The organism is Phycisphaeraceae bacterium, from assembly GCA_019636655.1.
GTDB lineage: Bacteria > Planctomycetota > Phycisphaerae > Phycisphaerales > UBA1924 > JAHBXB01.
Genome location: JAHBXB010000001.1, coordinates 614,259 through 632,102 on the forward strand (window position 1 = coordinate 614,259; position 17,844 = coordinate 632,102).

Consider the following 17,844-nt stretch of genomic DNA (forward strand, 5'->3'; position numbering starts at 1 on the left):
AGATGGACCAAGAAAACCTGCCTGAATCCGCAGAGCCGAAGTGGAAGCAGTTCGAGCGCCTCGTGACGGCGATCCACAAGGCCGAAGCGAAGGGCGGCAAAGTTACATGGAATGATTCGATCGACGGCCGCCAGTTCGATGCCACCATTCGGTTCGAGCACGCGCTATACAGCTATCTGACGGTCATTGAGTGCAAGGACACCGCGAGAGCCGTCCCCGTTGACGACGTGGAAGCGTTCGTTACCAAGTCCCGAGGCGCAGGGGCGAACAAGGCGGTGATGGTCAGTTCCAGCGGATACCAAGAGGGCTGCTACAAGGTGGCCCGCGAGAATCGAATCGGCCTCTACACACTCACGGAACTTGACGAGGCCCCCGAAGGGTATCTCACGGATGACTTGACCCCGGCGGTTCAGGTGCTCGACGTTGAACTTCAGGCAGCCAATGGGGCATGGGTACGGCTGCGCGACGAGGGAGGCTCACTCTCCTACTACGTGATGCACACCCGAGTTCTGATCGGCCGCACCGATCGTCCGCTTTGGGATTGGATCGACGGCACGGTTCGGCAATCTCTGCGGCGGCTACGTGGCACACCAGCCGAGTTCAGCGCGAAGTTCCCACCAGCCACCCGAGTCCGTCTGCCGCACAACGATGGGGAGTTCAACTCGTCAGAGGTGCGGTTCAAGTCCGCCATTGTCGAAGCGCGGGTGATGCGGGACCCTATGGACCCTTCTTTGGTGCCCAAGGTCTACTCGTGGCGCGATGAACTGGAGGGGACCGAGCGGAAGCTGGCTCCGCATCCGATGGCGCTTGGCCACGAGACGGTGATGACTGGTGGGAAGTTCTACGTGAATCCGATGCCGTTCTACTACTACTGCCGGGCGGTCACGAACGGGATGGCTCGCCTCGTGCTCTTGGAGTCCTACCAGCATGGAACTCTGATCCGAGCCGAGCTTGACCAAGAGGCGAAGTACGCCCACTTCTACGTCGAGGTGAAGGATCGGCCGACGTTGAAGCGGCTCCGATACCTGCTGGCCGACTATGACCGCCTGGACGCCGAGCACGAGGCGAAAAAACGGCGGAAGGCGCAAGGCCCTGAGAGCCCCAGCTTGTGACCCCGCTGTGACCCACCAATAGAAAAGGGCCGGTAAAAACCGGCCCTAGAAGCGAGGCGGACGGGACTCGAACCCGCAACCACCGGATCGACAGCACGATCCTGATGACGAAATTCCCCCTCCCACGTGATCAAAAACGGCCTTGGGAGCTTCCTGGAGGGGGACAACAAGGTCCAGTGTTGGGTGTCTCATATGCGTCTTTGGGGCTAGTCAGGACGCATTGTTGGACGCATTTCGACGCATTTTCAGGGACAACCGGACTGATACAAGGAGTGCAGTCCGGTCGTCGAGCGGCGTCGTCCGAGACACCGAGTGCGCCCGACGCGATGTTAGGTGGTGTAGGGCTCGAACCCACAACCACCGGACCAAATGTCCGGTGTTGCCTGACCTTGTCCGAATCTCTGGGTGCTGGGACGCGATTCAGGACGCGTTTCAGGTGGCTGCCTAGGACGCATTTCAAGACGCACTGGCTTTGACGCCTTCTCGTTGGATTGTCTGTCCGGTGCTCGCGTCTGGCGTGCGCCCACGAATGCCGGGACCACCGGCCCCCGGGGTAATCCAGACCGGCGTCGCCGACCGCTGGGATAATCCACGATGAGGCGACGACGGCAGCAGGCGACCGAGCCCGAGCATCGGCTGCACCAACAAAGACAGCGGCTGCACGACCTGGTGCTTGTGAACGTAAATGCCGGCGGTGCGGCATGAACTTCGACGTCCTGCTGAGCCGTGTGCCCGGCATCGGAGAGCACCTGTCGAAGGGCGGTGACACCTATCAAGTGACCGCGGTGCAGCACGTGCCGCTGGATGAGGACGGCAGGGCCTCGTGTGGTTGGCACGCTCTTCTTGACGCGGTGCTCATTCCGGAGCCGCCTCCCCAACGGCGGCGAAAGACGAAGCAACGACGATGATGCTCTGTCGGCTTCGGACCGGGCGTCGGGGCTCTCGCCTTCGGCGGAGCCCCGCGCCCGCACGCCGAAGCCAAAGGCCGCCTCTCCCACAACCCCCTGTTGGCTCGGTTCAGGGGCTGAGGGGCCAGCCAAGCCTTGTGATGTCGACATCGGCGCTCCCCACTCGGTCTGACTGACCCCGCCGCGTACAAACAACGGTGACTAGCAGAGGGACCAGAGCCCTCTCAGTGCCGTTGCGGTCCATACCCTCGCTCATGCCGGAGATCTGCCTGTATCACCCTTGGATCGAGCCACCGTACCACCGGACTGTTGCGAGCCTGATGCTCTACTGGGACCAGCTTCAGACCATCGTGCCATCGAGCATTGCAACTCCCTACCGTCGATTGCACAACCGCAATGCAGTGGATCTGGGGTTTCTGCGTCCGAGGGTAGTTTCCCCCGAGATGGCATCGGTGGTCAGCGCCGGCGACCAGTTCGTCGCCACGATCGATGATCCAGCGGTCCGGGCCGAGGCAAGACGTTGCAGAAAGTCCCGCAGACTCAAGGACGTCATGACCGCCGATGTTCACCGCGAGAAGCTCTCGCACGAGCTCCGTTACCGGATCCTCGGCGAGGGTTCTGGCGCCCAAGACGATTGGGTTGGCATGTCCCACGGATTCGCCTCTTCCTACATGACGGTTCTGGCAGGATGCGTCGCGGCCGAGGACGGCTCGGCACCGGTTACCGACCGCCCGACGAGCCTTCCGGTGAGCTTGGCACGGATCGCGGATACATCCGGTGCCAAGGGCGCAGAGGGTGTCGTCGCCCTGCTTTCGCTCAACTGCATCCACATCAATAACACGACCCCGCTTGTTCGAATCATGAGGTTTCGAGACAAGCACCACGACGCCCTGCTGCGATACCGCAAAGCCGTTCGTACTGCGTCACGATCGGTGTCCGGAGCCCGCCCTCCAGAGATACTGATTGCGGATGCTGAGGCCCTGGTGCGCGACGAGTTGACACCTACTGAAGTCGACCTGAGCGGCTATTTGCGCGACCACAACATCGACTTCGGGCTCGCAGCGCTCCAGATCGCGGTGAGCACATTGACGGGCGGATTGGTCGGAGGATGGCCTTCAGCCCTTGGCGGGGCTGGAGTGAGCGCTTTCTTCACCGCCGTGAACTGGAGGGTGAAGGCGGATAGAGCTCACCAACGCGATGCACTCGGTTACCTGGTTGCTGCCAAACGCACATTCGGTACACCTCGCTCGTGAGCACACCAGGCTCGGCGCGCCTTGAACGCATGCTGCTCAGCCCCCACGCGTGGCGAACGAGTTTGCCGCAAGTCCAAAGAGTGCCAAGCAATGGGCAGTTGGCCGCAATACCCTCGGACGGGGCCACAACCGGCTCGCGTCCGAAACGCCGCAGGCATCCTGGATCCGGCAGGTCTCGATGGAGCACACTGAACAACGCATCACGATCGCATCAATAAGGATCGAGGGCCTGGCCGACGAACTGGCCCAGAAGGCCGATGCGGAGATCCGAGGCCTCCTCGTTCCGTTCGAGCAATCAGACTTGGAACTGGTCGCGCCCGTGCACCTGTCGGTGCTGGTCACGGATCGAATGGCCGAGCACGTCGACCGGATCAACCACGAGCACAAATCGCGAGCCGGTCCGTATTGCCGCCAGAAGGCGGCGGTCGCGTCGGGTGGGATCATGCTTACCGCGCCCGGTGGGCCCCCTCTCCAGATCACGCTGGTGCTCGACAACTTTCCGTGGGGACGGAGCGACTCCGCGGCAATAGTGGAACGCGTGTACATGCTCGCGTTTATGTTCGGGCATGTCCTTCGTCGAGGGCAAATGGAAGCTGAGGAACAGCCCGGACTGGGCAGAGTCACCGGCTTGCACGCGCGACAGGTTCGAGGCACGGTGGCGGCTGTTCTCACCGCATACGACATCGACCGCACGGCGATCGCTCTCTGCCGGCACTGGCTGCGGTGCGACAACGGCGACCCTGTCCCCGTTGCCGACTTTCTGAGCGCGGGCTTCATTGACGCGGCGCACGCACTCGGGGAGCGGCTGAGTGTCTTCGCGACGATCGACGTCCAGTTCTACCGGTTCACCGGCGTGGGTCTGGAGGATCTGCACCCTCGAATCGGGCCGCTCCTCGCGGAGACCATCCTCATCTTCGTGCACGCCTTGGCCCTCTGCGAGACTGAAGAGCACATCAACTCACTCTTGCAGGCCGCCTCGCAAAGCCCCGGCTTGAAGGAGTATCTCTTGCCCGAGACCGACGCCATCTTCAAGGCGATCAGCGCGAACGAGCAGGCGGATCGGGAGGGGCAGATGGCCGCCGTCTTCGAGCGGATTCTGGGCCGCCTGGGCCTTTGCATCGAGGACCTGCCCGAGGACGGCCTGCACGTCCACGTGTCCGAGCCGGTGCTGTGCCCGCTCACTCCCCGTTCGGAGGGGGCTTGATCTCCGATTTGGCGCCGTCGCCGGGTGCTTGTTTCGATCGCCCCTTCCCGTCCCGTAGGTCCTTCCACCCGTTGCGGGCCATCTCCGCCAGCTCGACTTCCGAGATCAGCGGCTCGCCGGTGCCGATTCGCGCCGCGTACTCCGATTCCCGATCGGTGCATTGACTGGCGAAGAACACCGCATCGCTGAGCTCTACCGAGGCGACATTGATTCGCTCGTCGGAGAGCACGCCGTCGATCGGTCTCGGAGAAGCGACGAGCACGGCGCTCGAGCTGATGGGGCAGTACACAGCCTGCCACGTGTCCTTGAACACAAACGGCGACGAGATTCGACCCTCCATCGAGATCGCGAACACACACCCGTCGCCGAGGAGGAAGGTACCCTTGGGGCGTCTGATGACCTCCCAGTGCGAGGGCGCGAAGGACGCGGGCGCATCGGCAAGGTCGAGCAGGGCCGAGAGTCCGCGGATTTGTCCCTTTGCAGCCACGTTGGTGAAGTCGAAGAGCTGGCCCGCTTGCTGGCGGGCCCATCGAAGAAAGCCCTGCAGATCCAGGGTGCCGACATGACGCGTCAGCAAGTCGCGGAAGGCGTCCACGCGGGCGGGGTTCTCGAGGAGTTCCAGCGCCCGCGTCGCGTAGGGCGTGGGCAGCTTGGCGAGGTCTTTCCGGAGAAGGTCGTCGCACTCGCGGTGCGCTTGGGCCAACATCGCGGCCTTCGCTTCGTCGCTCCCCGCGGTGCGCTCGAGCTGGTCCATCATCGTGGAACCGGTGGCCGCAAACTGTTGGCGCGTTGCGTTGGTGCGGACGGTGAGCATCCAGATCAGCTGCCGGAGCGTTGCCGCGTGCTCCGCGGGGGATTGGCCCTGATCAACAGCGACAAGCGCTCTCGCCTGGGTCTCCTCGACTCCCTGAAGACGCTCTTCGACTCCGTTTTCGGGCTTGCCGTAAAAGAACGAGCTCACTCCGACGTCCTTTGTGCTGAGCTCCTTGGGCGATCTGTCCTTCGAGAACTGCCACACGAATCGCTTCTTGCCATCTGCTCGCGACGCGAACCGATTGAGCAGAAACCGCGGCACATAGTGATTGCGTTCCTTCGTGGCGGACATCGATTCACTCCTGACGGTGCCCCATTAGAGGTCGCGAAACTCGTCACGCCGGCCCTCCGCGTCACGCTGCTTGCCGGCGGTCTCGTAGCCGTCGGCGACACTGCGGAGGACCGCGGCGGTGCGGGGTGAATCCCGCTCGAGCTTCGCGGCCATCGCGCGATACGCATCACGCATCTTGCGCTCGGGGGCGCCGGTGGGCCCGACGTAGTGCACGCCGCGCCTGTTGTGGATGGCGATGGCCAGGCCCGACTCGAGCCTCTGGCTCGCGAGCCGCTCGATCCGCTGTCGAACCGGTGCACAGGGCCAGGCTCCATCCTCGTCGGCGGGCGCGAAGGCGAGGACCTTGCCGATGTGGGAATCGCACAGGTCGAGCCGGTCGCAGTCGCCTGCCAGTCGGCGGGCGCTGTCGATCCACTCTCCCAGTGCTTTTTCGTCGACGGTCCCCTCCACGGCCGGCTTGGTGGCCGCGTCGTCGGAGCTTGCAGCGCTTGCGGGCACCGTGGGCCTCGCAGTCCGGAGGTCCAGACCGGGGACGACGTGCCACGCCTCCAGCAGCTTCCATGCCTGTCTAGCACGAAGCCGGCGCTGATCCGCGTTCGAGGATGGGGTTTCCGGCGTCGCCGGCTCGTCGGGAACGGCCTCACCCTTGGCACGATAGACAAGTTGGAGGAGTTCCACGAACAACTCCGGCGATCTCGCCAGCTGTCTGCACAGCGCCCTTAGACCCCGGCCAGAGTGCTCCAGCACGGGCAGCCAGTGCCACTCCCAGTTCACGAGCAGTCGTTCGACGTCGTCGCCCGACCCCGCGTGCTCCTCGATGAAGGCCAGAACTTCCGAGACGCTGTGGGCCAACCACGACAGAGAGGGTGCGCCGAGCTCCGCGGCGGGATCGTGCTGCGGCAGCTGCCTGGTGACGAGCTCGCAGAGGGCAAGGACGCGAGCGACCGAATCTTCGCCCGATTTGCTCCTCACGGTGTCGTGCGTCAGCAGGGCTGCGAGCGAGATCGCGGTGTAGGGCCGTCCCGCCTCGATCAGCCGGGACAGAGCGACCTCGGCCTCTTCAATCCGCAGGAAGCGGAGACTCGCCTGGGTCCAGTACCGTGCCGCCAGCTCGCGGTCCATGTCGTCCAGCGCCTTCCACAGGTCCACTGAGGGGGCCAGCGAGAGCGCGAAGCGGACCGCAGCATCGCGGGGACCAGCCTCACGGATCCGTTGGAGGTGGCCAGCGCCCCACGCTGACCCAACGCGTTGTTCGCGCCTTCGCACGAACCCATCGCCGAAGCGGCGGTTGGTGGTCCATTGCACGTCGGTTGCGCCGGAGATGAGGGTCTCATCGATCATCGCGATCTCCTCCTCGTCCGTCAATACGAGCTCGGCGAGCGTGGCGCCGAGCGCCTCGGGCGATTCGACCTCCTTCGACCAGTCCACCACACCGCGGAGGCCCTCCTCCACTCGAACGGCCTCGACGGCCGCCACCCGCGCCCGGGTGACCTCGTCCTGCTCCTCCTTCCAGGTGGCCTTGCGATTCCCGAGGCCGCGGGGGTTCGCGACAAACAGCCAACGATGCTGGTCGCGGGCGCGGTCCGACTCGAACTTCTTTGCGAGCGGACGGAGCACCTCCAACTCGGCCGGCTCCAAGGCCCAATCCGCCTCCGGGAACTCCTCGTGGTGCTGGATCAGCTCGCGCAGCCCCTCCGCGAGCGCCAGCCGTTCCTCGTTCGACCACCCTCGCGCATCCAAATTCATCAGTGCATTGGCCGCGGCTCCCGCATGCGCCGGCACGGATCGGAACAGCACCGGGAGTTCGCGGACGAGCTCCTCCCATCTCTGCGGGAGGTGACCGGCCATGGTGATGACCCGATCAACGAGGGACTCGGTGAACTCGCGGTAGTCGGCCATGCTGGGCTGCTTGAAGTCCGCCGGCCGCCAGTCCCGGAACTGCGGCTCGGCGCTCGGACTCGAGACGTCATGATCCGACGGCAGAAGGGCGAGGGAGCACCGCCACGCGGCGTCGGGGCATCGACTGCTGACGTGATCGAACGCGTCCAATCGTTGCGACAACGATGCGGCCGTCCCGGGGTGCCAGGGCAAGAGGATCTCTCGGAGGCTGTTCTTGGGCCGGTTGGCCAGCCGGCCCCCCGGATCGGCCTCCGCGAGCCGGCCGAGCAGAACCGCGACCCGCGACACCAGTTCGGGGCTCCACGCCAAGCGTTCGAGCGCCCACAGGAGGTAGGTATGCGGGCTGGAGCCGAACATGCCGCCCTCGGTGAAGATCGAGGTGAGGACGGCACGGTCCTCGACGACGCGCTCGGCCGCGGCCAGGAACACCTCGGGGGCGGCCTCGGCCAGATCCGGGAGCCAGGGCCCGAGGGACAGCCACGAGTCGGAGAGGGATTCGGTGTCCAGCAAGGTCCGAACGAGGCCGGCGGCGATGCCGGGACCATCCATGTCGCGAAGTCGGTCGCCGCGAACGGCGAGCATCGCAATTGAGCTGACCAGCCCCTCTCGCAGTTGGGTGGACTCTTGATGTGTCTTGTTCCGCAGCGACTTCATCCACCGGTCTTCCGGGGCAAGATCCAGCGCAGGATCGCGGGTGCCGAGCACCCGGAGCGCCACCTCAGAGAATCGCTCCATCAGGTCGTGCGTGAAGTGGGGTGCAAGGTGCTCCCAGGCCACCCGCCAGGCCTTCCAATCCCAGTGTTTGCCGGCGACCTGGAGAGGACCGCCGGGCTTGCGCCACTCTGCGGCTGTCACGAAGACGTCCCGGTATTCGCGGTCCGCGAGCCTGGCGACGGCCGTGTGATCGGGGTGTTCGGCAACAGTCCAACGACGAGCAAGAACGAGCGGCGCGAGCAGGCTGGCCGCAGGTTCCTGAAGCCAGGGCAGATCCTGGAGGCCACTGTGCCCTAAGGCCCACAGCACCGCTTGAAGGCTCCCGCGCGATTCTCGTGCGATCCGTGCGGCCTCATCGGGCCGGTACCCGAACGGTGAAAGTTCTCTCTCGATCGCCTCTCGTCGGAGAGGCGGCAGGTCCAGTCGCGAGCCGGGGCGCTCCGCCGCACCACCGAGGTCGTTCCGCTGCGGAACGACCAGGTGAACATTCCGCAGTCGTGCCGAACGCAGGTCCGGGACGAGCGTGGGGTCGGCAACCACCACGATGTGCGGCGAGTGCAGAGCTCCGAGGTGGTGGATGGCCCCCGCCCCTCGTGCAATCAGCGTACGGGGCGCAAGGTCCACGGCGACGGGCCCCGATTCCGAGCCCAGCACGACTGCATCTACAAAGCAAACGACCTCATCGGCGGACTCCGCGGTCACAGCGAGGTCATCCCGGGGATCGGCGAGCCATGCCCTAAGCGTGGCGGCCTCTTGGTCCCGGCCGCCGATGATCAACGCGGGGGTTGCCGGCTTTGTCAGCGGGGTCAGGACGTTGCGGCGCCAACTGGTGTCGACATCATCGAGTTCCGCGACGGGCGTCCCCCGCTCATTGTTGAACCAGACGGCGACCGCGGGGGCCAGGTCGAACCACTCGGAGAGCACCTGCCCGTCGACAACACGAACATCCAGCCAGGCACCCTCCGCCCTTCGCGCGGCGATCCAGGCGTCCTTTCCGGCCCAGACGTTCGGCGTAACAAACACAAACGTCGTTGCGGTGGGATCGACGCCCGCCGGCGCGGCGGTGCGCTTCTTAAAGTCGCTGTCCGCCTTCAGTTCCGGGTCCTGCCCGACACCCATCTCCCAGGCCGAGGCGCCGGTCGGGATGTACGGGTGCCTGGAAGCCGATTCGACGCGCCCATCCCATCCGGTCAGGCGGATGTCGTCGCCCGCTGGAATCGTCAACGATCCGAGTGTGCCGGGTATGGTGGTGGCCACGATCAGCCGGCGGACGACAAGGGGGAGGAGTTCCTGCGCATCACGGCGCGTCGATACGAAGTACGCCGCAAGGTCGAGGGAAGTCACGAGTTGTCGAGCCACACTGAGCTCCTGGGGCTCCCGCGTTCCAAGGCGGCGAACGGGTGGTGCGCGGCCGTGCAGGGCACGGTTGGATCAGGTCTGGAGGGGGATCTGCACGATCGGATTGATGGGTTCGAGTTGGTTCCTGTAGCGGCGGAGAACCTGGTCGTACAGGTCCGCCACACGCGGCGCCTCGACCGTGACGACCAGGGCGTATCGGATCTTCGGCGCCGAGGACACGCTGTGGCTCTCAGCCCTGGCGTTGTAGTGCACATCAAAGACCGGTCCGTTGAGACTCCGACCAAGCTTGGTAACCTCGGCGTGCAAGCAGGTCTCCCACTTGTGGGCGTCGCGGCGGAGCTTGTCCTCGGTCGGGTACAGCGCACCCGGCCGGAAGAATGTGTCGGTCTTGGCGTGGAGCGCATCGGGCGGATCACGGTTTTCCTTGTCGGGGCGGAAGAACACCTCCAGTCCGCTGCGGGTGTAGTTCCCGGAGTGGCCGGGGTCTACGGGTGTCGAGAAACAGAATGTCGCCCGGATCGACACGCGGCCGGCGAGCTGCGCACCGGGCATGGGGATCGGAGCGCGGACAAACTTGCGGGCCTCCATCTTGCCTTGGTAGACGACGGACACCATGCCCGGCGGGCAGATCACCATCGCCTCGATGGTCCGCGCGATGCGCCCCCACCCGATGTCGGTGCGCGAGAATCCTGGGTTCTCGCTGCCGTGGATCAGTAGCGCTTTGATCGCCAGCGGCGAGAGATTCTGGCCGAAGTGCGCGCGGATCCCCAGCGCCGACCGGAGCGCATCGGGCGAGGCGAAGCTGGTCCCGGTGACTCCGACAACCCTAGGAACGGCGTCGGCGTCCAGCACCAGGTAGGGCTCGCGGTCGCTGCCGCCGAAGGCGAGCAGGTCTGGCTTCACGATCCCGGGGCTTCGTCCGGGGCCGATCGAGCTGTACACGGCACGCTTCCATTTCACACCGGCAGAGTCGCAGGCGCCGATGGAGAGGCCGTTGACGCAATCCGCCGGGACCTGGATGCGGTTGTGCCGGAGCTCGGCGTCATCTTCGCCGCCGTTGCCGACGGCGATCGAAGCGATGGTGGTTCCCTCCGACAGGTACTCGTCAAGGACACTGGTCCACGCGTGCACGTCGTCGTCATCGACCGGCATCGCCGGGCCCATGCTGAGGTTGATGAACTCGTACTGCTTCGTCTCCAACACGGACTTGATCCGCTGGAGCACGTCGTACAGCTCGTAGGGGTCGTGGTGAGACTTCTCGTCCAGCACCCGATAGTGGTCGACGGCGGCGAAGGGTCGTTCGGCCGCGGCATCAGGGTCGATGCTCCCGAACAGCAGGGCGGAAGTGACGGCGTGGCCGTGGAGGTGCAGCTCCTTCAGCGGCCTGCCAACCCCGTCAGTGTCGTGGGCGACCGCCCAAGGCGACAGCGGGGAACGGTCGGGCAAGCCGCCGTCGAAGACTGCGACCCGGAGCGACGGATCCAGGGGCGGCTGCGTGGGGAGCGAGACCTTGCTCCCCTTCGGCGCAAGACCGCGGATGATCGGCCTCATCACGCGGATCCTGGGCATCTCGCGGGCGGCGCGGAGGAACGAGAACTCCGCGATCTCACCGATCCGGGCCTTGGGGGCCTTCATCCGAAGGAAGCAGAGCCCGCCGGCATAGAACCGCAGGTCCATGTCCGCCTTCACGCCCAACGGCCTAAGGAACGCCCGGAATCCCTCCAGGATGTAGTCGTCATGGCGGCGATCGCTGGCGTGGAGCACCACCTCGAACAGGACCTCGTCGTGCTTCGAGAACACGGCCTTGATCTTGCCTGCGGGCTCAATCGCCGCGAACTTCTCAACGGCCGCGAGGTCATCGGCCCCGACGGTTTTGATGGTCCACCGCGGGAGCTTGTCGGCCCAATCGCGGAAGGCGCCGCGGGGCCCAGCCACGAAAACCTCCGTGCTGGGCTTGGGCTCGGGCACCCTGCCCATGCTGCGACGCTCGGGCGTGACCTCCACCCCGCGGCTGCCAACCGTGCGGAGGCCCACGGCGTTGATCAATCGACTGGGAAAATAGCTCTTGGCGATGTACTCCGGATGCAGCGTGATGCTCGCCACCGTCTGGTCGTGCGGACACGCGAGATCCGGGAGCGCTTCCAGCCGGCGGACCGCGGCGACAAGCATGGGCTCGAGCCGCTCACGGGCGGCCGGGATGGAGTACGGCGCCTCGCGTTCGACCGGACGGCCCGGTACCACGATGGGCTCGACGAGGTTCTCGCCGCGACCGAGCAGGAAGTTGGGGCGCTGCGGCATGGTGGGATGCTCCGGCCGTCATTCATCGTGATGACGAACCGCCTTGCGTATGGTGTCGCGGCTGATGCCGGTCAGTTCATGGGCGTCCCGTTGGGAGACGACGTCTGACTGCGTGAGGATTCTTGCCAGGTCGATCCGATCGGCCTTCCGGAGGCCCTCGGCGTGCTGCCGGACGATGCCGCGGAGCCGATGATCGAGCGGTTCGCCGCTCACGGCGGCGGCGCGTCGGGCCGCGATGATCGACCTGTAGATGTCGCTGAACGACTTGCCCTGGAGGACGATCCCCAGTGCGTGCTGCCACGGCGCGTCGTGGGGCATGGCGTCCCCGACGAACTGGTGCACCGCCTCGGCGACCTGGTCCGCAGTCGGCAGGCCGAACTCGACGACCATGTCGAACCGTCGCCAGACCGCCGGATCGAGCAGATCGGGGTGGTTGGTGGCGGCTAGCAGCAGGCCGGTCGACGGCCAGTCATCGATCTCCTGCAGGAGCACCGTGACAAGGCGCTTCAACTCGCCGATCTCGGTGCGATCATCCCTCCGCTTGGCGATCGCGTCGAGCTCATCGAGCAGCAGGACGCAATCCTGTGTCTTGGCGTAGTCCAACACCTGACGGACATTGCCGCCGGTCCGGCCCAGGAAGCTGCTCATGACCGCGGACAGGTCCAGGACCAGCAGCGGCTTGCCCAGCTGAACGGCCAGCCACTTGGCAGCGAGCGTCTTGCCGACACCGGGGGGGCCGGTGAACAGGGCCGACCTCGTCGGATCGAGCCCTGCCTCTCTCAATCGCTCACCGGCCTGTCGCTCGGCAACAAGCGTCTCAAGCTGTGATCGAACCGCGTCGCTGAAGATGGGGTCCACCTCCAGTTCGGCAGCGTGCTCGACGCGGAGCAGATGGAGCTTGGAATCGAGATCAACCGGGACCGCGTGCTCGGCCTGCCGTCGCAGCGGCGATGCGCGGGTCGGCCCTTCCTTGAGGAGCTCGGCGACCCCAGCGGCCATCTGCGGCGCCGTGTCCCGGTACCGCTTGGACAGCTTGTAGAGGAAGAGATGCACGTCTTGGGGACGGCCGGCCATCGCTAGCCGGGCCAAGTGGACGAAATCCTTGGACAAGTCATGTTTCTGTTCCGGCTGTGCCATTTCACCTCTTACTCAATGGTAGCATTGACTGGACGATTTCGCAACGTCTACAATGGTTTTCGTCCACATGGCCCGAGAAGGCGTACTTTTCCGGTCCTGCGGGATGGCCGAGTCGGGGCATAGGGGAATGGAGATCGTCATGGCGAGCAAGAACTACAGCGTCGGACCGCACGAGGATGGCTGGCAGGTGCGGCGCGATGGCGCGCATCGCGCTTCGGAGGTGTTCCAGACCAAGGCACCGGCCATCGAACGCGGCAAGGAACTGGCCAAAGAGTCTGGAGGGGAGTTGCGGATCAAGGGGGAGAACGGCCGGATCCAGAACCCCAACAGCTACGGGAACGATCCCAATCCACCCAGGGACCGCCGGCACTAATCGCAGTTCGCCGACGATCAGATGCGATGCAGGCGGACGGAGCCGCAACGTCACAGCGGATGTGTTCAAGAACGAGATGCGTGGGCAGAACGAGCAGGTATGGTGAAGGAGCACAAACGATGGGCTGGGATGAACAGAGTTCACGGGACCGGGTCGAGCAGCACAGTTTCGAGGACGAGGAGATCGAGGTGGCGGACCTGGCCCGCACGATGGACTTCGCGAACCTCAGCACCAAGCAGGTGCGGCGCGCCGAGGCCGCTCACCTGTACGCCGATGTTCCGAACTTCCACGCCGCGGTGCTGGATGCCGGCGCGGACAAGCAGAAGCAGAAGAAGCTGATCCGCGCGGCCAGCGTGCTGCGCAAGGTGCAGTCGGACCTGCTGAAGGCCCCCGAGATCATCGGGGACGATCAGATCGGCCGGATCCAGCTGCAGGCGGCGCGGCTCCACGCTCTTTGCTACAAGCCCTACTCCGACGAGGCGCAGCGGGCCCTCCGCGCGGTCGTGATGGGGATCACGCTGAACACGTACATGTACGACGTGTTCAACGGCGTCTTCGATGACGTGCGCAACTTCCAGAGCGCCGTCGGTGTTGCCGCGGGGACTAGCCTGATCGCCAACATCGGGACCCACGGCGACCGGGAACGCATCTGCCTGGGGAGCAGCGCGAACCTGGCGGCTAAGGTCCTGGGGGCCGGGAACACGGTGACGGTCACCGAAGAGGTGTACGACCATCTCCCGGAGTCCCTACAGGCTCGGTTCGACAAGGCGGGCGTGGTGGCGGGCCATCAGACGTTCAAGAGCCGGGGGCTCCGATGGAGCACGGCGCCGGAGGTGGCCGAGGAGCTCGACATCGATTGGGACGAGCAGTGGTGGCGGGAGCAGACCGAGGCATACCGCGACGAACTGCCGCTCGCCGACATGGAGGTGTCCGAGGCAGAGGTCGCGATCGACGTCGGTTCGTTGACCGAGCGGAACAGCCGGCGCACGGAGGCGATCGCGGTGTACGCCGACCTGGACGGCTTCACACGGCACGTGCAGAACGCCGAGGAGGACGACGAAGTCGCGGCCCTGGTGCAACAGCTGCACATGATCCGCCACGAGTTCCACGCGATCCTCAAGGACGACTACTCCGGCGTGGTGCTGCAGCATCAGGGTGACCGGGTCTTCGCGATCCTGCACGAGCCATGCGGCGACGATGACACGAGTCACGGGCGTCGGTGTCGGAAGGCCATCGATGCGGCGATCGGCGTGCAGTCGTCCATGGAGCAGGTGCTGAGAGGCCGACTCGGAGATCGGAAGGACCTGCGGGTGGCCGTCGGCCTGGCCGTGGGTCGCGTGCTCGTCTCCCGCCTCGGGAAGAAGGGCCAGCGGGAAGTGATCTGCCTGGGGCCGGAGGTGATTATGGCCGAGGATCTGCAGCTCGAATCGACCGGCGGGCAGGTCCGGCTGACAGAGGAGCTGTACGAGACGATCAACGACGAGGTGCTCAAGGGCGAGTTCAAGGAGGATGATGGGTCGTTCGTGGCGGACGGCCTCACGTTCCGCCGGCTCGACGACCTTCGTGAAGAGGCGGCGGCGAGGAGCGGCAAGCTCGGCGCCGTCGCAGAGGCAGGCCGCGTCCGGGTGGTCACCGACAATCCCCGTCCGCAGAAGCCCTGGATGCCCGAGCCGTGACGGCGTGGTTCGAGTCCGATCCGGCGCGGTGGGCCGGCGAGCAGGAGATTGCACACCGCCTTATGGAGGGCGTGACCGCGACGATCGACGAGTCCGGACGGTCCGTGATCCGCGGCACGTTCCGGCTCCTTTCCGAGCACGGCACGGAGCTTGATCGATTCGCGCTTCGGTTCGTCTACCCGGATGGGTTTCCGTCCCGTGGACTGCACCCCAGCGTCTACCTCGACAGCCACCGCGACCGCTGGCGGAACACGGTCGACAGCCACATCGAATCGGACTGGAAGCTCTGCCCCTACGTCCCGGGAGAGTCCGAGGTGAACTGCCTGCGCCCGGATGCGCTCGCGACGATCCTCGCCCGCGTCCATGTGTTCCTTCGCCTGGAGACCATCTACCAACGGGACCTGGTAAAGGAACTGACGACCGGGATCAAGGCCCGGTGGCCGGGGCCGCAGCGATCGCACGGGGACCTGGGGCTGTTGGAGGCCGCCCGCGAGAGGCGCCCCTCTCCCAACGGCCCCTGCATCTGCGGGAGCGGGAAGAAGTACAAGAAGTGCCACCTGTGGAAGCTGTCGCGGCCGAAAGGTCGCCGCTAGATGGCGCCGAGTTTGCGGGTAGCTTGGCGCAGTTCGTGGCACGCCGGCCCCAGTTCGTCGGCCAGCGAGCAGCCCTCGCGGCACACGTAGGTGATCGGGGTCACCCCCAGCAGGTCGGTGGGTATCTTGAGATCGCCCCCATGCTGCCGCATCAGGAACACGCGCTCGCGGCCGAGCTTCCCCATGAACAGGCCGAGCTCGAACACCACGTTGTCGCGGGGTCCCTGGTACTGCTGGTCGCGGCTCGCGATCTTGTCATCGGGGCCGAAGACGAACAACGCGAAGTCTGCCTCCGACACCTGCCGTATCAGGTCGTCGACGGGAATGCCGGACGGCCCAAAGACCCCAGTGGTCCAGATTTTGACCACCAAGGGGTCGTGTTTGAGCTGTTGCTGGACCTCCCGCGCGACACTGAGCCCCTCGACGGATGACCCCAGGAACAGGACCGGCATCGGGTTCGCGGGCCGATGGAACTTCTCGCGTTGCCGGAGTCGTTCCGCCAGGATCCTGCTGGCCGCCTTCCAGAGACTGCCTGACGTCTGCTCCGCGATCGACTCGAACGTCTCCCCTGCCAACTTGAGGACCGTCACCGCGTCCCGCGCCTTGACCGTCGCCGACCTCGGCGCGGCCGGTTCAATCACCGCCATCTCCCCGATCGTCTCCCGCGGACCGCGCGCGGCAACCGCACGGTTATTCACAAACACGTCCGCAACCCCGGTGAGAATGAAGTAGACGGTGTTGTCGGCGGCTCCCTGTTCGATGATCGTCTGGCCCGGTTGGAACTCAACCAGCTCGCCGTGCTCGGCGAGCAGCGCCGCCACACCCTCATTGTGCTGAACAAGCCGGCTGTCGAGCAAGGCGTCGACCAGCCGTTTGCGGCCCGCGTCTCCCACGAAACGATCCTTCATGACGATCCTCCCGGCCCGCATGCCCGCGGCACGACCCCGTCGCGTGAATCAATCGATCCCCCAGTGCCAGTTCGAACGGTAGATCACCGCTCCCTTCATGCCGGCCCACGGCACGGGCTCCCACATGGGCCTTCCCGCCGAGATCCTTGTCGAGTCGTTCATGCCATCGTACACGGCCTTGGTCATCCAGGAGGAAAACCCGCCCTCTCGCATCGCGCAGAGTTTGGCCGCGTAGTTCGCTGGCCGCCCGATCCACACGAGGTCGTTGTACTGGCGAATCCCGGTCTTGACCACCATGAGGGGACCGGCATCGATCCCGACGACCTGACGGAGCTCGAAGTCCGTGCCAGAGTACTTTGCCTTGATGGCAGGGTTGATGATCTCGCGGACAGCGTGGTTGATGCGGAGCGCCGCCCGAGCGGCGCGGGTGCACTTGGAGTCGTCAACGAAGACTGCCATGACACGATCGCCGTCGAACGCCGTGATCTCGCCGGACTCCGCACGGATGATCCTTGAGGCCGCCACCAGGTACATCTTGTAGACCTTGGCGGCGAATCGGTCGTTCTGGCTGTCAACGAGCGCCGTCGACGCCACAAGGTCGGCGTACAGCACCGCACCATCGATGTCGACAGCCTCGTTGCCCAGTGTGAGGTCCACAGTCTCCGGGACCTTGCGGCCCTGCCTGCGGACGAACTCTGAGTTGATGATGCTCGTGACTTCGCTCTTCAGGTCGTTTGTGAACCCCATAGTCACCCTCGATACAGGTACGCGACGGCTGCGGCCCAGAGGATGACACCGCTGAACAGGTAGCCGAGTGCGTACTTCATCGCGCCGTGCTTGCCGGCGGCGATCTCTGCGTTGACGTGTGTCTGCGCGATCAGGTCGTTGAGGTACTCGGCTGGCCCGCACGCGAGCACCGCCTCGCGGTATTCAGAAGCGTTGCGCTTGCAGATCTTGCCAAAGTAGATCAATGACCCGGGCCCCTCGGTTTGTGGAAATGTGGCCACCCAGCAGAAAAACAGACTGACGACACAGCCAGCCGATCCGCACAACGCAGCCAGGATCTGATCCCAGGTGACCGCCGATGGCTCGGGCACCACGGCGGCGATGACCCCAAGGAGGGCGGTGTCGATCGTCGCTGCGAAATTGACCTTGCTGTCCACCGATGCGATCGCCTCGATGTTCCGATCGAGGATCTGCTCCTGCCGCTCGATGAGCCCCTGCAGTGTGCTGTCGTCCATAGTGGCTGGAGGATAATCCCTGAAGTCGCCCACAGACGGACGACCAGCAACAATCTGGAAGGAC

Annotated in this window: 14 protein-coding genes; 7 read left to right on the top strand and 7 right to left on the bottom strand. The window is 65.3% G+C overall.

The window, feature by feature from the left end; genetic code table 11:
• Positions 1 to 2: 2 nt before the first annotated feature.
• The 4 genes from KF745_02650 to KF745_02665 all read left to right on the top strand — a co-directional run bounded on the left by KF745_02650 (position 3) and on the right by KF745_02665 (position 4,477).
• Positions 3 to 1,112 (top strand): restriction endonuclease, encoded by a 1,110-nt coding sequence (locus KF745_02650; protein MBX3357306.1) that lies wholly within the window; start codon positions 3 to 5, stop codon positions 1,110 to 1,112.
• A 701-nt stretch (positions 1,113 to 1,813) separates the two neighbouring features.
• The gene (locus KF745_02655; GenBank protein MBX3357307.1) at positions 1,814 to 2,020 is read left to right on the top strand and encodes a hypothetical protein; all 207 of its coding nucleotides are present in this window, start codon (positions 1,814 to 1,816) and stop codon (positions 2,018 to 2,020) included.
• A 254-nt stretch (positions 2,021 to 2,274) separates the two neighbouring features.
• The gene (locus KF745_02660) at positions 2,275 to 3,273 is read left to right on the top strand and encodes a hypothetical protein (protein MBX3357308.1); all 999 of its coding nucleotides are present in this window, start codon (positions 2,275 to 2,277) and stop codon (positions 3,271 to 3,273) included.
• A 178-nt stretch (positions 3,274 to 3,451) separates the two neighbouring features.
• On the top strand, positions 3,452 to 4,477 hold the full coding sequence (locus KF745_02665; protein ID MBX3357309.1) for a hypothetical protein: 1,026 nt from the start codon (positions 3,452 to 3,454) through the stop codon (positions 4,475 to 4,477).
• On the opposite strand, the gene KF745_02670 is transcribed toward KF745_02665, so the two are convergent.
• From KF745_02670 to KF745_02685, 4 genes are all read right to left on the bottom strand, one after another.
• A complete protein-coding gene (locus tag KF745_02670; protein MBX3357310.1) occupies positions 4,452 to 5,582 on the bottom strand; it encodes a DUF4238 domain-containing protein in 1,131 nt (376 codons plus the stop codon). The genes KF745_02665 and KF745_02670 overlap by 26 nt on opposite strands.
• Positions 5,583 to 5,606: 24 nt before the next feature.
• Positions 5,607 to 9,554, bottom strand: coding sequence for a hypothetical protein (locus KF745_02675; protein MBX3357311.1), 3,948 nt, complete (start codon positions 9,552 to 9,554; stop codon positions 5,607 to 5,609).
• Positions 9,555 to 9,626: 72 nt separating this feature from the next.
• The gene (locus tag KF745_02680; protein ID MBX3357312.1) at positions 9,627 to 11,852 is read right to left on the bottom strand and encodes a S8 family peptidase; all 2,226 of its coding nucleotides are present in this window, start codon (positions 11,850 to 11,852) and stop codon (positions 9,627 to 9,629) included.
• 18 nt (positions 11,853 to 11,870) lie between these two features.
• Positions 11,871 to 12,926: an AAA family ATPase gene (locus KF745_02685; protein MBX3357313.1), complete on the bottom strand. Its 1,056-nt coding sequence runs from the start codon at positions 12,924 to 12,926 to the stop codon at positions 11,871 to 11,873.
• A gap of 202 nt (positions 12,927 to 13,128) precedes the next feature.
• On the opposite strand from KF745_02685, the gene KF745_02690 reads away from it, so the two are divergent.
• From KF745_02690 to KF745_02700, 3 genes are all read left to right on the top strand, one after another.
• Complete coding sequence (locus KF745_02690; protein MBX3357314.1) at positions 13,129 to 13,362, top strand: DUF2188 domain-containing protein; 234 nt, start codon at positions 13,129 to 13,131, stop codon at positions 13,360 to 13,362.
• Positions 13,363 to 13,481: 119 nt separating this feature from the next.
• Positions 13,482 to 15,038, top strand: a complete 1,557-nt coding sequence (locus KF745_02695) for a hypothetical protein (GenBank protein ID MBX3357315.1) — start codon at positions 13,482 to 13,484, stop codon at positions 15,036 to 15,038.
• Positions 15,035 to 15,631: an SEC-C domain-containing protein gene (locus tag KF745_02700; protein MBX3357316.1), complete on the top strand. Its 597-nt coding sequence runs from the start codon at positions 15,035 to 15,037 to the stop codon at positions 15,629 to 15,631. Before KF745_02695 ends, KF745_02700 begins: the two co-directional genes overlap by 4 nt.
• On the opposite strand, the gene KF745_02705 is transcribed toward KF745_02700, so the two are convergent.
• The 3 genes from KF745_02705 to KF745_02715 form a co-directional block, all read right to left on the bottom strand.
• On the bottom strand, positions 15,628 to 16,452 hold the full coding sequence (locus tag KF745_02705) for a nucleotide-binding protein (GenBank protein ID MBX3357317.1): 825 nt from the start codon (positions 16,450 to 16,452) through the stop codon (positions 15,628 to 15,630). The genes KF745_02700 and KF745_02705 overlap by 4 nt on opposite strands.
• Before the next feature lie 135 nt (positions 16,453 to 16,587).
• On the bottom strand, positions 16,588 to 17,286 hold the full coding sequence (locus KF745_02710) for an adenylate/guanylate cyclase domain-containing protein (protein MBX3357318.1): 699 nt from the start codon (positions 17,284 to 17,286) through the stop codon (positions 16,588 to 16,590).
• Positions 17,287 to 17,288: 2 nt separating this feature from the next.
• Entirely contained in the window at positions 17,289 to 17,780 is a 492-nt protein-coding gene (locus tag KF745_02715) for a hypothetical protein (protein ID MBX3357319.1), read from the bottom strand.
• Between the last annotated feature and the right edge of the window lie 64 nt (positions 17,781 to 17,844).